The organism is Aliirhizobium wenxiniae (assembly GCF_019511445.1).
Classification (GTDB): Bacteria; Pseudomonadota; Alphaproteobacteria; order Rhizobiales; family Rhizobiaceae; genus Neorhizobium; species Neorhizobium wenxiniae_A.
This window is the reverse complement of the sequence record NZ_JAEUAN010000012.1, coordinates 41,031-55,377: the sequence shown is the minus strand read 5'-3', so window position 1 is coordinate 55,377 and position 14,347 is coordinate 41,031. Positions and strand designations below refer to the sequence as shown.

12 protein-coding genes and 1 tRNA gene are annotated in these 14,347 nt (G+C 57.4%); 4 read left to right on the top strand and 9 right to left on the bottom strand.

The genetic code is table 11. The features are described 5' to 3' along the window. Positions 1-1,118 precede the first annotated feature (1,118 nt). Both JNB91_RS15870 and JNB91_RS15865 read left to right on the top strand, forming a co-directional pair. On the top strand, positions 1,119-1,607 hold the full coding sequence (locus JNB91_RS15870; protein ID WP_220326490.1) for a PRC-barrel domain-containing protein: 489 nt from the start codon (positions 1,119-1,121) through the stop codon (positions 1,605-1,607). A 282-nt stretch (positions 1,608-1,889) separates the two neighbouring features. Continuing rightward, positions 1,890-2,195 carry a hypothetical protein gene (locus JNB91_RS15865; protein WP_220326489.1) on the top strand — a complete coding sequence of 102 codons (306 nt, stop codon included), beginning with the start codon at positions 1,890-1,892 and terminating at the stop codon, positions 2,193-2,195. A gap of 644 nt (positions 2,196-2,839) precedes the next feature. Here JNB91_RS15865 and JNB91_RS15860 read toward each other — a convergent pair. From JNB91_RS15860 to JNB91_RS15845, 4 genes are all read right to left on the bottom strand, one after another. After that, positions 2,840-2,929: transfer RNA gene (locus JNB91_RS15860), tRNA-Ser, on the bottom strand. Between the two features lie 149 nt (positions 2,930-3,078). Further along, positions 3,079-3,414, bottom strand: a complete 336-nt coding sequence (locus JNB91_RS15855; protein WP_220326488.1) for a hypothetical protein — start codon at positions 3,412-3,414, stop codon at positions 3,079-3,081. A 60-nt stretch (positions 3,415-3,474) separates the two neighbouring features. Then, positions 3,475-4,707, bottom strand: coding sequence for a hypothetical protein (locus tag JNB91_RS15850; protein ID WP_220326487.1), 1,233 nt, complete (start codon positions 4,705-4,707; stop codon positions 3,475-3,477). 188 nt (positions 4,708-4,895) lie between these two features. Next, entirely contained in the window at positions 4,896-5,966 is a 1,071-nt protein-coding gene (locus JNB91_RS15845) for a class I SAM-dependent methyltransferase (RefSeq protein ID WP_220326486.1), read from the bottom strand. A gap of 503 nt (positions 5,967-6,469) precedes the next feature. Between JNB91_RS15845 and JNB91_RS15840 the strand changes: the two genes are divergently transcribed. Then, complete coding sequence (locus JNB91_RS15840) at positions 6,470-6,718, top strand: hypothetical protein (protein ID WP_220326485.1); 249 nt, start codon at positions 6,470-6,472, stop codon at positions 6,716-6,718. 256 nt (positions 6,719-6,974) lie between these two features. Next, positions 6,975-8,621, top strand: a complete 1,647-nt coding sequence (locus JNB91_RS15835) for a hybrid sensor histidine kinase/response regulator (protein ID WP_223218201.1) — start codon at positions 6,975-6,977, stop codon at positions 8,619-8,621. Between the two features lie 14 nt (positions 8,622-8,635). Here the strand turns inward: JNB91_RS15835 and JNB91_RS15830 are convergent, their stop codons facing one another. The 5 genes from JNB91_RS15830 to JNB91_RS15810 form a co-directional block, all read right to left on the bottom strand. Continuing rightward, complete coding sequence (locus JNB91_RS15830; RefSeq protein WP_220326484.1) at positions 8,636-9,256, bottom strand: LuxR C-terminal-related transcriptional regulator; 621 nt, start codon at positions 9,254-9,256, stop codon at positions 8,636-8,638. A gap of 139 nt (positions 9,257-9,395) precedes the next feature. Continuing rightward, a complete protein-coding gene (locus tag JNB91_RS15825) occupies positions 9,396-10,331 on the bottom strand; it encodes an ATP-grasp domain-containing protein (protein ID WP_220326483.1) in 936 nt (311 codons plus the stop codon). Between the two features lie 98 nt (positions 10,332-10,429). After that, positions 10,430-10,627 (bottom strand): hypothetical protein, encoded by a 198-nt coding sequence (locus tag JNB91_RS15820; protein WP_220326482.1) that lies wholly within the window; start codon positions 10,625-10,627, stop codon positions 10,430-10,432. Between the two features lie 152 nt (positions 10,628-10,779). Continuing rightward, positions 10,780-12,915 (bottom strand): peptidase domain-containing ABC transporter, encoded by a 2,136-nt coding sequence (locus tag JNB91_RS15815; RefSeq protein WP_220326481.1) that lies wholly within the window; start codon positions 12,913-12,915, stop codon positions 10,780-10,782. Beyond that, positions 12,912-14,213: an HlyD family secretion protein gene (locus JNB91_RS15810; protein ID WP_220326480.1), complete on the bottom strand. Its 1,302-nt coding sequence runs from the start codon at positions 14,211-14,213 to the stop codon at positions 12,912-12,914. The genes JNB91_RS15815 and JNB91_RS15810 overlap by 4 nt, the downstream gene beginning before the upstream one ends. Between the last annotated feature and the right edge of the window lie 134 nt (positions 14,214-14,347).

Sequence of the window (14,347 nt, the reverse complement as noted above, 5' to 3'; positions counted from 1 at the left end):
TGTCGCAAACCACGCCATGCCGGTCATTCCCCTTTATGGGTTCACGACCAAGTGCGGTGTTAATGCTCCACGTGGCTCCGCTGCACACATCGTCGCGCTCCGCACAAGCCGCTACCGCCCACCGTATAATGCGCGTCCAGCCCGATCGATATCCTTTGAATAGGTTCGATGACGGCCACGATTTCCGTAGAAATACTCGGCCAACCGCTTAGCCTCTTCCTTGCCTACCTCAGTTACAATCCAGGTCGGATCCCCTTGCTCATCTTTCTTCCCCGCTTTGATGGCGCCCTTTTTCGGCAGGACTTTTATCGTGTGAGCGCCGGCATTTGGGGCGGCTAGGAATCGGACGTTTGGGTGCGTTCTGACGCTCCGCCATGACGATCAATGCATGCCGGCTGCGCATCAAGAGCTAGCTGAGGCTTCTTCATGTCTTGTGGGCGTCGCCCCGTCCATATCTTCAAGAACTGTCCAAGCTCCGGATACTGAAGGCGGACGCGATGGGCCTCGGACATATGGCAAGGTACCGCCGTCTTGTAGGTCTGGACTCGGGTGCAGGGAGGTTGTGCAGTGAACGCAATCCTTCTGGCCGAGCAAGCGGTTGGCTCGATTTCGTCAATTATTCACGAAATCGCTGGCGACTTGATGGCGCTAACTTACGAGCCCGGCCGCCACGCTGTGATCTGTGTGCCCTTCGAAGGATACCTCTGCGAAGGCGTCTACCTAGTCAATGGGATCAAGTTGTGACGATGCCAGCGAGAAGGTCACAACGTCCGTATGTGGCGTGACAACAGGCTATTCCGAGGTCGTCCACCCTATCGACATTTTCAATACCGCTGATCTTGCACTGGTTTAGGGGACGTCAGGATCACGAATCCGTCGCTACTTTGAGAGGCCCAACTGGCTGCTTGATTTTCCGCATTAAGGTTCACCAACCTTGGCCCTGCCGACACCACCGGCAAAAAAGCCGTCCCTTCGCGAGGGGCGGCTTTTCTTGCAGAGGCGTTCGGCCAGGCTTCGAGATACATAATTTTCATTCTCCTTCGGAACCAAAAAGCAGCAAGGTCGTTCCTGACCGCCACGAAAAACTCGTGGGATCAATTGCATACGAGGAATTACTCATGAAGACGATTATCGCCGCCGCCCTTGCTCTTGGCACGATGAGCACCGCTGCTTTCGCTCAGCAGCCGGCAGCTCCGGCTGAACAGCCGACAGCGACTGCCCCTGCTGCTACCGCAGCTTCTGGCGCTGACGCGACGATGGTCGGTCCGGGCATTACCATGGGCACGGCAGCAACGATGCCGCTCAAGACGGTAGAGATCAAGGACACCGACCTCGTCACTTCGAATCTGGTGGGTCTGAACATCTACAACAAGCAAAACGAAGAAGTCGGCGAGATTTCCGACGTGGTTATTGGCGACGGCAAGTCTGTCATTGGCGTTATCGCGAGCGTCGGCGGCTTCTTGGGCATGGGTGCAAGCTACGTTGTGATTGATCCAGCTTCTATGGCACTTGCCGACGATAACGGCACCTGGAAGGCATATGTCGACACCAACAAGGACGACCTGTCCAAGGCTCCGAAGTTCGATTACGACAAGCTGAAGAAGTAATCATCGCGCTCTGCCGGCGACCACGGATGTAATGGCGTCTGGCTAAGTTCGAGACGAAGGTCGGTGCGAGAAATCGCTCCGGCCTTTTTTGCGCGAGAGAACCGAACGCAACGGCCGTTCGCTAACCGCAAGCGATAAGTACCATTCGCTAAAGATTTTGTTCCCTAGAACAAGCTACTTCTGTGGAAACCTGTGGGAGCCGAGTGGTCTGAATGCCATGACTGGAAATCCATCCGAACTTCGGTTCAATCTCTGACACACAACTAGCCAGCGGCTCGAGCCGTGAACACTCTACCGACATTTTCAGTATTTCTCGACGGGAGTAGTCAGACGAAGCACCGCTTCCTCACGCCAGGTTGCCTGGTCATAGAGACACGGTTGGTGCCGTATTTCGAGCAGGCGATCCGGTACAGCAAGCAACTTGAACTACCGGACAGCGAGCTCAAGTCGAATAAGGTGTCGGCCGCCAAGCTTCACGCATACAAGCTGGTGATTGATCGCTTTTTCGATTTCGCGGTCGGCGAACGCCCAATCCAGTTTCATTCTCTGATGGTCGACACCTCGAAGCTGCGGGATGGCCTGCAATGAGGCAGCCGAGAAACCGGCTTCAATGAGGAGACCTACCAGCTACTCATGAAGTGCGCCAAGATCTACCCGAACGCGATATTCCACGTTCATCCCGATCACCGAGACACTGAGGTAACTACGGAGGAGCTACGCGCATACTCAACGCTGGCTGTCGAAAAAACGGAGATCTGCGTGCACTCTCCGCCGAGTGCAGTTCAGGGACTCGAAGAAGATAATTTGCCTGCAGATGACAGACTTATTCTCGGCGCGAGTACGTTTCGGATTAATGATCATCACAACCGCCCTGATGCCTTGGCGTCGAAGGCGCACGTGAGTTCTTATGTGTTGGAGCGGGCGGGAATAAGAGACCGATGCAGAATTCCCCGATCAGAGGCAAATACACGATCTGGCATCACCGCCTCCTTGAGAAGGTGTCTCGCAAGATCAAGGCCCGATCGTAGCCGCCGTCGAAACGGTTCACACTGCTCTTGGTAGCGGAGTCACCTTGCGAGAGTAGTAGGAGGATATCGTAGAAACGATTCGTGTCAAAGCACGTGAACTCTCGCCACTAGCGGCCCAAACCGAGATCGAAAACACGCAAAACTTCGGCGGTTATGACAAAGCAACACACGCGCGGCCGTGTTTCGTCTAAGTTATTGAATTGATGGCGGACAAGGTGGGATTCGAACCCACGGTACGCTTTCACGTACACACGCGTTCCAGGCGTGCGCCTTAAACCACTCGGCCACCTGTCCTTCAGGATGTTCTGTGTCGCTGCGGACCCAAAAACGTTGGAACGGCGCGATATATACCGATGAATTTACAAGGATCAACCGATATTTACAGAAAAATCTCTGATCTTCGGCATTTCCTCAAAAAATTTTCGAAAAGAGTCGGCGGCGATTCAGTTTCGCCCACCCCGAAGTTTTCTGCCAGCAGGTTCGATCCGATCGGCCAGCCTTCGAGCCCAGTCAGTCCATTGGTCAAGACCGTTATCGAGAACGAGAGGAACGGCATCGGGACGGTCTACCACTGAGGAGACATACGCGCGGATTTCATCAGCTTGGCGCGATGCCTTGCCCTCGCCAATTAGCTGCTCCAGTTGCATTCTCTCGACATCGCGGCGAAGCTCGTCCTCCGACCTTGCTTTTCGAAGGCGATGGTCCTCCCATAGCAACATCAGCATCCTTCGTTGTTCGAGCAGATCTGTTCCGTGGAAGGCAGCCTCGACGACGCTCAATGACCGCCGCGATCACATTACGGCAGAAATCATGTATTGAGGGGTATGCCGCGAAAACCATCACACCGCTGCCCAGGACCATTCAGGTGAGACAGGCGAAACGCGCCCGCTCGCGAGATTTTTGGACATTTCGGCCCAGATCGCGTCTTTCGTGAAGGCCGACAAGTTGCCACTTGCCTCAGCCACAGTCATCCTTCGGTATTCATCCAGCAACGATTGAACGCCATCGGCTGCATCGATTTCCATGACGGGATTTGCGTTTGCAGGCAGAAGCACTCGATGCCCCCAGTTTCCGGGTCGCTCATCCCGCTTTAGCGCCTCCAATAGCTCGCGATCGCCGGACCGCATCAAACTTAACGAGGTGAGGTAGCGCATAAGTGGGAGGTAGACTGTTTGCCGGCATCCTCCGAGTGCGCGGACACCAGGAAGTATCGAAAGCACGAGAAACGCCGTAAACAGACTCGGAAGAAGTCTTCGTTCACGGATTGCTGCAGAGATTGCAGACGGAGAAAATTCGATGTCGAAATGGGATGCATCGCTGCTGCGCAAATACCCAGCACTCAGCCGCAATGGTACAACACTATTTTTCTCGACCAGCCAGAAATGATCTGTCGTCCTTCGGATCCATCCTTTCCACGGCCCCAAATTAAGGCCATCGATATCTGCAGAAAGCCTGTCTGCTTCCCCTCCTGAAACGAAGTAGTTCGCCATCCAGGAGGCAGTGTCATCCAGGTGGTCGGCGATGAGCTCGGCAATATCGAAATCATCCAGCTGCAGTAGCTTTACAGGTGAGGTGATCCGCTTTCGCCATAAGACCTGGTTTGCGCTTTTAATAGCGTCGGCGGCGGTGTCAAAAGAGGACGAGGGGAGGTCGTCCAAGTATTGCCGGGACGCCAGGCTCGGCCCTTCATCAGCCTCCGAACTGGTCAGGGCGAAACGATATGGGCCGTTTGGACAGCAGATGCTACGTCCATCCATACGACTGCGGGGCAATCCGAAGAGATTGAGCGGCTTCCCGTCGATTCTTAACCACCCGGGACCCTTTTTTGCCGATTCCTTGAAAGACATTGTCGTGCCGAAATAGGTGATGTGCCAGTCTCGGTTATGCGCGGTCAGCCCCAGAAGGCTGAACAGGTGCGTATAAAAGGCATCCGGCTCAAAGAGGAGCAGACAATGAGGGCCAGTTTGTATGACTGGAGATCCAAGCATTTCACGGCCCGCAGCCATCGCTTCGCTGGCATCGTAGCCTGCTCTGAGTGCGGCGCGTTCAACCGCTGCACGCAGAAGCGTCATTGCGTGATTACGGACGAAGCTTGCCGATCGCGCTCTATCTAGTCGGTAGGCCTCCGCTGAATATGCCTCGAGCGGCTGACTCCAGAACGGCTCGATTGATGGCATAAGGGCCGTAAGCGCTGACCGGATCTCGGAAACGCTACTATGGTGCGTGGTTGAAGTAGACACGTTCGACGACCAATGTTCAATCAGGCAACGAGCGATCGGCGGGGGTCGAATGTCCCCAATTGATTTGGTGGGCGCCACGCAAGCGCAGGCGCGATAGGATCAGTATCGGTATCAACAAGGACGATAGGCAGTAGATGGTAACAGAACGCCGGCGGTATCGCAGGTTTCGCCATGAGAGCGATGAACTCGCGAATGGGTTCGCGCGCATTCGACGAGACGAAAGTGTAAAAATTACCGCTGTTCCAGGTGATTACCGAATAGCGAAAGAATGCGCGTAGCGCGGTCGCGGTGGTCGCAAGATCGACCTGCAGCCTTTCCATTGTGTCGAGCACTTCGTCCTTCTTATCCGTTATACCGGATGGCGAGAAGTAGCGCGGCTTGAAAATCTCGTCTTTCTGCCGCTCGCGCATTCGGTAGATCTCAACATCTTCGTGAGCGAGCTTCTGAACCTGGATCAACAAGCCCCCTGGCTTGATCTTTGGAACCACGAATTCGAGCTGTCTTGTCCTGTCGCGGTGATACATCTGGAATGTCGTGTCCTCAAAGAGCACGTCAAAACCGTCGCAAAACTGTTTTAGTTCGGGATCGTCCGCCAGGCGTTCATCATTCAAATCGAAGAATGGTCCCAGGAAGAAATGCGCATGGTCGCTACCGCGATTGGCGTAGAAGGCTTCACGGTTGGCCGCAGTGGGACTGCAACAAAGAGTTTCGATGCGCCCGCCACCAAGCGATGCAATCGTGCGTGACAGGCAGCCCGTCCCCGTACCAAGCGTATAGATTTTCGTTTGCGCACGGGATCGCGCCCAGGCTCTTAAAGAATAGGTCAGCATCGACGAACCTAGCCGACATTCTTCCTCAATTCGGTAGGGAATGCTGGCGAAATAATGCCTGTCAAACGGTCCCCACAGCTTGCGGTGGGTGTCGGCGAAAACCGCGCAATCAAGGTCAAAGTCTAGCAAGCTCAAATCGACCAGAGGTTCCCCGCGATCGGGCGCCCCTCCGGTGCCACTCGCCGTGCGGTCAAAGAATGCTGCAAAAGATGTAAGCCTTGGCGCCGAGCGCCACTGTTCGATCACGTCGATATCAACCATGGTCGCGTCCTTCCGTATCAGACGTTACAAGGCCTCCCTGGATGTTTACGTGTGCTTTTTGCGATCATTTGTGCGCATCGCGATCGGATGCCGCAACCTGTCGATTTCGCCAGGTTGGGGAACCGAGACTAGGTTTTCTATCAGTTCGAGACAGATAGCTTTGGCGACAGCGAAATAAGTCGTGCTGGCACCAAGCTTCTTCCTGGTCGCCGCTTCGCACTCGTTCAAGAATTTGATGATGGCATTGCCGACCGGTGTTATCTACCGATCTGTTTCACGCCATAGTACAGTTGCGCTAATAGTAATATATGCGTGCTCGACCTAACTTGTGGTTGGGATCGCATCGGCATCACTGTCCTTGTCGGTTCTGATGTTTCCTGATGTTCGATGACAGATATCGATCGTCGGGGCGGCATCGCCTTACTGAAATGAACCGGTTGGTTGATGACAGGCTGGAAGTTCCGGTCTGCTGTCGGTCCCGAATTCACATGAAAGGAAAAACCATGAACAATCCACCTGTTGAAAATGCAAACCACGACATGGTCATGTTCGAGCTCGACTCGAACGAAATCGAGGCCGTCGGCGGTGGTATCTCAAACGACACGGGCTATGGCGCGGCGCTGGGGGCCGCTGGCGGATTTCTGGCGATGGGCGCCCTTGGGGCTGCGGCTCTGACCCCGGTTGGAATGGGCGTGATGCTTGGCGCATCGATCGTTTCCTCCGGAATGGCGATGTATTACGCGGCACAGTGACGTGACAGCGGTTAGCGACGGCGGAGAAAACCGCCGTCGCTGGCTTTGGATTTAGGGTTTCCTCATGCGTTAGTAGGCTATCCAACGCCAACGTGGACCGCGGTTGACCTGCACCAACCTCCCAAACGTAATATTATTACCGTCATGTATTGATGCCGCCAAGACCGGGGGTGACCAGCAACAGGCTCACCTCTATGTGATAGCCGATAGAACACCAGTGCTAATGGCTGGAACCACTTTTCGGTGCGACAGTCACATGGGCAAATTTGGGGACACGTTGGCGATCAATCTGAAAAAAGACATCAATACCGATCTGGTTCATGCCGTACTGAGGGTCACATCGATCGTTTGCATGACCACGTACGGTGCCGTCCTGGTTGGCACGGGGCTTGCCGAACCGGAAGACGGAAGGCTGATCTATCTCGGTATTGCGACCCTTGTAACCTCGCTTCTCTTCCTTCTCTGGGTGGTCAAGTCCAGCTATGGCCAAAGTTGGCGACACTGGCTTGCCATGCTCCACGACTACTCCGCCATGACAATTGCCATGGCACTTGGCGGCGCCCCCTTCATGCCCGTCTATGCGTTTGCCCTTTGCACCGTCGTCGGCCATGGACTTCGTTACGGACGTGAGGCGCTCTGGGGGGCCACCGCCATCCTGGTCGGCTCGCTTCTGGTCACCATGACCTTGAGCGACTACTGGCAGAACAATATCTATCTCGGCATCACCATGATCGTCACGACATTGATGCTGCCGATCTATGTCGGCATTCTCCTGAGAAGGCTGCAGACGGCCTACAGAGCGGAACAGGAACTCAGCCTCTCCAAATCGAAGTTCCTCGCCCAGGCAAGCCATGATCTCAGGCAACCTATTCACGCCATCAGCCTGTTTACTGCTTGCCTTCGCGATGCAGGATTGGCGCGCAAGGAGCTGGAGATGGTCGACAATATCGACCGATCGCTGCAGGGAGTCTCACGCCTGTTTAAATCCTTGCTGGATGTCTCGACGCTCGACAGCGGGCGTGTCGTACCGAAGTTTGAAAACATCGCAATCGCCGATATCGTCGAGGATGTCGTCCGGCAGAACCGGGAAAACGGGTTGCGAAACGGATGCGAAATCCGGATCGTGAAGTGCGGAAAGCGGGTCATTACCGACCGCGCCCTGCTGACGACCATGCTGCAGAACATCGTCAACAATGCCATCAAATATGCGCCCGGCAGCACGGTCCTTATCGGCTGTCGGCGCGGAGGCGTAACGCTTTCCCTTTCCGTGATCGACCAGGGACCCGGCATTGAGGACAATCATCAGGCGCGAGTGTTCGACGAGTTTTACCAGATCCGCGAACGGGGCGATCGGGATGTCGAGGGCGTCGGGCTTGGCCTGTCCATCGTCTCGCGCCTTGCCAAGCTTCTGTCGCTGAAGGTCTGCCTCTCTTCTCGCCTCGGGAGCGGAACAGTGGTGACACTCTCGGGCATTCCGGTCGCGGCCGCGCCTGCCCCGTCTCTCGGCCGCCCGCCGGCGCGCGCCACCGCAAGCGTCGAAGGTCTGCAGATCCTGCTGGTCGAGGATGACGAGGCTGTGTTGACGGCAACCGCAAGCCTGTTGCGGCGGTGGGGCTGCGAGGTCGAGGCCGTGCAGTCGATCCCCTCGCGTTCCATCTTCTGCGATCTGCTCATCACCGACTTTGATCTCGGCGGCGGGGTCACAGGCTCCGACTGTATTGCTGAGGTTCGCCGGTTGGCGGATTGGGATGTGCCGGCAGTCGTGATGAGCGGACATGACGCGACCCGCGTGCGCGAAGAGATCGGCGACGAGACGATCCCTATCCTGTCGAAACCGGTACGCCCGGCAGAACTACGATCGGTCATCATGGCCGCCGCCATGGATGCGTCCGACCGAAACTGAAGATCCGGCGGACGTCAGGCGCGCATGGGAAGCAGTCCGTCATTGACCGCCTGCGAGACCGCGGCGGCTCTGGTTGTGACACCGAGCGCCCTGAACAGGGCAGAGACATGGATCCGCACCGTGAAGGGGGAGATGCCGAGAACGATGGCAATCTCCTTGTTGCTCTTGCCTTCGGCGATGTATCGAAGCACGTCCGATTGCCGATCTGTCAAAAGCGGAGCTGCGATCGTATCCGCTTCCGGCACTCTGGTGACCACATCGCCCTCACGGATCGCCGCCAGTGCCTCGGTCAGAACCTCCGGGCGTACTGCCTTGTTAATGAAGCCGTTGACCCCGCAGGCCAGGACGTCGTCGATGGTAAGCTTGTCGTCGGCCATAGAGACCACCACGATCGAGGAACTTGCAAACTCTCGACGGAGGGCTGGCAGGTCTTCCTTGATGCTGCGTCTGGTGAAGTACAGGTCCAGTATGAACATCGACGGCGGCCCCTGGCGCGATCGAGCCAATGCAAGCGCGTCATCGAACGTATCCGTCGCGGAAATCTCCGCGTCGGGCAGCATCCGTGTCAAAAGGGTCGTGAGACCGTCACGGAAGACAGGGTGATCGTCCGCGACAATGATCATATCTTCTTGCAAGGCTGAAATTCTCCTCTCCCACGCCTGCTCCGGACCAACGATGTGGAGGCTGAAATCCTGTCGAGCACCAAAGCTCGTTACTCATCGGTTCCGGAATATGACGTTCGGAAAGGCTGAGATGGACAGGGCAGGGCAGATTTCAATAGCTGGAATTAGCAGGTGCAGCATGGGCCTGGCGAAACGCAAAAACACGGCCGTGATCAGGGCCGGTATCCGCTGAGATCTGTCTTCCGTCGGCGAGAAGGTGGTCGATGATTGCGTCGGACACTGCGCCGTCGGCGATCCTGTCGAACGCGGCAAACATCGGCTGCGAGTTCACCTCCAGGAAATTCAAGTTTCCGAGGTCATCGACCATGAAGTCGGCCGCCCCGAAGTCGAGTTCGAGCCGGTCGCAAAGTTCGAGCAGCTTTCCGCCGACCTTCTCCGGCACGGCGACCGGTTTGATTTCGACATCGCGTGTCTGCCGGTAATCCAGTTCCGGCGATTGCAGCTCGAATGCCAGAAGTCGTGACCCTATGCGGTAGATCCGAATTTCGGGACGGTTGAGGCGGGGCTGCACAAAGCGCGGGCCGGCGTCCTTGGTGTTCAGCGCGCTCAGAAGTGTAGTGTATTCGCCACCTGCGACCGGCTTCTGGATCAGCTTTTCTGATCGACCGGTAAATTCCTCGAAGGCGTTTGTCGCGATTGTCCGCGGAATCGCCAAACCGATGCTTGCCGCCTCGATGAGGTTGTGAATCTTGTTGTTCTCCCGCAGGCCGGTGCGACGGTTGAACAGCCTGGCACCTGCCCGGCTCTCGGCCCAGCCGCGAAGCGTATAATACCAGTTGTGGGCTTGCGCATGGGCATGAGCGAAATCAGCCGTCTCGTAGAGAAAGACATCGTGGCGGATGAAATAGGCCGTCGGACTTAAGGTTTCCCCGTTCAACTCGAATGTCTCGTTTTGCATATCGAAACGAACGCGTGGTGGCACGTCCGGCCCCACCAGAAGGGTGCGGAACGGCAGGCTCCGTTCTCTCAAACGCTTGATGAGAACACGCAGATTGGGATCGTTCTGGCCGCCGCATACTAAAATCATGATTGTCCCGCCTTCGCTCGGCCTTGCAGCCGGCACCTTAGTGATCGAGGAGGTCAGCCCGGACGAACCGGACCGACCAATTGGATGGGAGCACGGTCTCAACCGTGCAGCTTGGCCTCCAGGACCGGGAAGCGGATAATGCCGCCGTCTTCTTCGCCGACAGCAAGCGTCGTTGCCCGGCCACCGCCATCTTCCTCACCGATCGCGAGCGTGGTGATGCGGTCAAACCCGGCTCCGGAAACCGCGTTGGTTTCTTCTTCGTTCAGTACCCGGTGCTCGCGTTTGTCATTCGTCATTTCTGCCTCCTGTTATCTGAAACACTGCGGGACAGACTCTCTTTGCCTCTCCCGGTTGCGAACATGGCCGCCGGGCAGGACGGCATCAACTCGCGCGAATGTGCTATAGGCTGCGGTTCGAGGAAGGGGCGCAGCAGTGCGCCCACGCCACCTCAGGACGCGACTGGCGACAGGCCGTTTGGCGACAACGGAACATCGTTCACCCGGCCGTTCTGCACCCGGAAGACCCGCGAAGCATTTCGTATCAGCGCCGGGCGATGGGCGATGACGATCCGGGTGATCGGAAGCGATGCAACCAGCATGGCGATCTCCTCCTCCGTCTGCTCGTCGAGATTGGCCGTTCCTTCGTCGAGCAGCAGTAGCTTGGGCTGGCGATAAAGCGCGCGCGCCAGGAGCAGCCTCTGGCGTTGGCCACCGGACAGCGCCGCTCCCATGTCCCCGATCAGCGAGAGATACTGCATCGGCATCTTCACGATGTCGTCGTGTACGCGAGCCGCTGCTGCGGCCATGACAACACGCTCCATGTCGAGATTGGGATCGAAGAAGGCGATATTGTCGGCGATCGATCCGGAGAGAAGGCGATCGTCCTGCGCCACCACCCCGATCTGGCTCCGCCAGGCCTGCCAAAGTTCAGGTGTCGCCCTGCGCCCGTCGAGCCGGACCTCGCCCGTCTCCGCTTCGTGCAGGCCGAGGATGAGTTTGAACAGGGTGCTTTTGCCCCCGCCCGACTGGCCGGTGATCGCCACATAGTCGCCCGGCTCAATTCTGAGATTGACCTCTTCCAGCACCAGTGGGTCGGAGGTGCCGTAGCGGAACGAAACGTCACTCAGTTCGATTGAACCGCGTGCTTCATGGGCAACCGAACCGGCATTCGGCTGAAGGGCGCCCTGTGCGGTTGCTATATCGGCGATACGGTCGAGATGCACCTTCAAAAGCCGGAACTGGATGATCTCGGCCACCAGCGACATGGTGCGGTCGCTGAAGGTCTGGCGAAAGGATAGGAAGGCCATCAGCATGCCGATCGACAGGCCATCGGCATTGAGGATTGAGCGCGCACCGAGATAGATCACGATAACGGTCTGCAAACCGATGATGATGCTGTGCACCAGCTTCAGCGTGATCTCGTATTTACCGAGCGAAATCGACGCGTTGATGACGGATGCGTAACGATTGCGCCAGTTGCTCTCGCGCTCCGATTCTCCACCCATGATCTTGATCGTTGTGGCAGCCCGGACGGTCTCCATCAACTGCGACTGCTCCTTGGCTGAGGCGATCAGTTGCTCCTGCGTGCGTGAACGCATCACCGGATAGAAGGCGAGTGATGCGCCCAAGACTAGAAGCAGTGAGAGGCAGACAACGAAGGCCAGGAGTGGGGAATAGAGAAACAGGATGAAGGCAGCCACCAGCGCCATCAGGCCGTCGATCAGCGCCACTGCCATGCCGCGCGTCACCGCATCCTGGATGGCATTGGTCGATTCGATACGGGAAATGATGTCGCCGACATGACGCTTTTCGAAGAAGGAAGAGGGCAGCCGGAGTAGATGGCGAACAAGATTGCCGACGATCTGGAACAGCATCATCGAACCGAGAATTCTGACCACCCAGGCTCTGACCGCCTCCAGCCCCGCATGGACGATGAACAAAGCGCCAAAACCCAGTGCCAGCACTGCGAGAAGGTCTCTGTCCGCCCGTCCAATCGCCTCGTCGACCACCAGCTGGATCTGGAACGGGATGCCGAAAGAGGCGATCTGGAAGGCGAGCGAAAGGCCAAGTATCTGAAAAATTGCCGGCCAGATACCGGTCAGGCGCGACCACAGATCGGTCAGCCGCAGCGTTTCCGTCGCTTCGATCTTTTCGAAGACTGGAGCCGGAGCCAGTTCCAGCACAACCCCAGTGAAATGCCGGGAAAACTCCTGCAGCGGCAATTCGCGCATGCCAAGCGCCGGATCGTGAATGACCGCCTTTTTGCCCGAAACCGACTTCAGAACCACGAAGTGGTTGAAGTCCCAATGCAGGATGGCGGGCAGGCTCACCTTGGACAGGGCATCGAGACCCACGCGGAGCGCGCGCGGCGCCAGAGACAACTTGCTCGCCATCTGCATCAGGCCGCGCAAGTTTGCGCCGCTCATTGACAGCGGAAAGCGCTGCCTCAGTCCGTTGAGGTCGATATTGTGGCCGTGATAGCTGCCGACCATGGTCAGGCAGGCAAGCCCGCATTCGGCTCCCTCGCTGGCAAGCACGACTGGAAGCCTGCGGCCGCGTGAAAAATTCAGTTCCTGCAGGCTCATCCCATCCGCCCCACTGCATAAAGAGGATCGAGCAGCCACTCCAGAAGCGTGCGGCGATCGATGATGACATCGGCTGAAAGCAGCATGCCGGGTTGCACGGGCATGTCCTGCCCATAGGCGCTGACAAGTTCATGCTTGAGCCTGACTTTCACCCGGAAAACCGGCTCGTTCAGTTGCAGTCCCGGAACGGAAATCTCCTCAGGCCCGAGCACCGTGCGTGACACCTGCACGACCTTGCCTTCGGCGCTGCCGAATTTCTGATAGGGAAATGCCTGATACATTAGCCGGACATCCTGTCCCGACTTGATGAACCCGGCAGCGCGAGATGGAACGAAGAGTTCCGCCTCGAGCTTGCTGCCGGCCGGTGTGATCGCCGCAATCATGGTACCTGCCGCAACATCCTGTCCCTGACTGACAGGCAATGCTACCACCCGACCGGAAACCGTAGCGCCAACGATATAGTTGTGACGAACGGCCGCCTCGGTCTGACGCTGTGCAAGGGCTGCCTGGGATACGCGCGCCTGCGCCTCTGCTGCATCGATTTCCAGCGGCAGGGTCCGGTGGCGTGCGTCGAGATCACTGATCTGCCGCTCGTAATTGAGGATCGATGCTTTCGCCTGTGAGACATCCTGGCGCGCCACCAGCTCGCCCATCCGGGCATCTTCCAGACCTTTCTGGGTGAAAGCGCCTTGTTTTGCCAATTGTGTGGCACGGGCTACGTTAAGTTTGAGAAGCTCGGCCTTCTCCTCCAGCACTGCCAGTCCGGAGCGGGTTTCATCGAGTTCGCGCAAGAGAGCAATTTTTCGCAAGCCCACCTGCTCACGTTCAGCCTGCAACTGGCCCTTCGTTGCCGCGGCCTGGGCCGCTGCTGCCTCGGCCTCTGTCCGCAACTGGTCTTCCAGCAGCGTTCCGGCATTGCCGTCGTTGAAATCGGAAGAGATGCGCACCTGCGCAAGCGCCTGATTTGCCTGAACCTCGTCACCTTCGACGACATCGATGCGCTCAACGATACCGCCCTGCCGCGCGCCGATGCGGATAATGCCGCCTTCAGGCACGACCCAGCCGGACACGCTTTCCATCCGGGCATAGGTCGCCGTCGTCAGAAAAAGCAGGCCCACCGCAACAATCGCCATCCCAGCATAACCGAGCAGGCGCGATTGCAAGGGCTGGGTCAGTATAACCTCACCCTCCAACCGGGCGGTCTGACTGGATACCGCTTCCTGCCGAAACAGGCCGTTCTGCGGGGGAGAGGCTTTTATGTCTTGTGGTTCCGCTTGCTTGCGGGCGGCTTCACTCATCATTGCCTGCCATGCCTGTTGATTGTGCTATGGAGCGAGATGCAGATCGTATGGAAGGCCTACAAATCCCCGCTCCGCCTGATCGTGATGACGGGCCATGAGCAGTAGTCGAGCGCGTGGCGCTCCGACCCGTC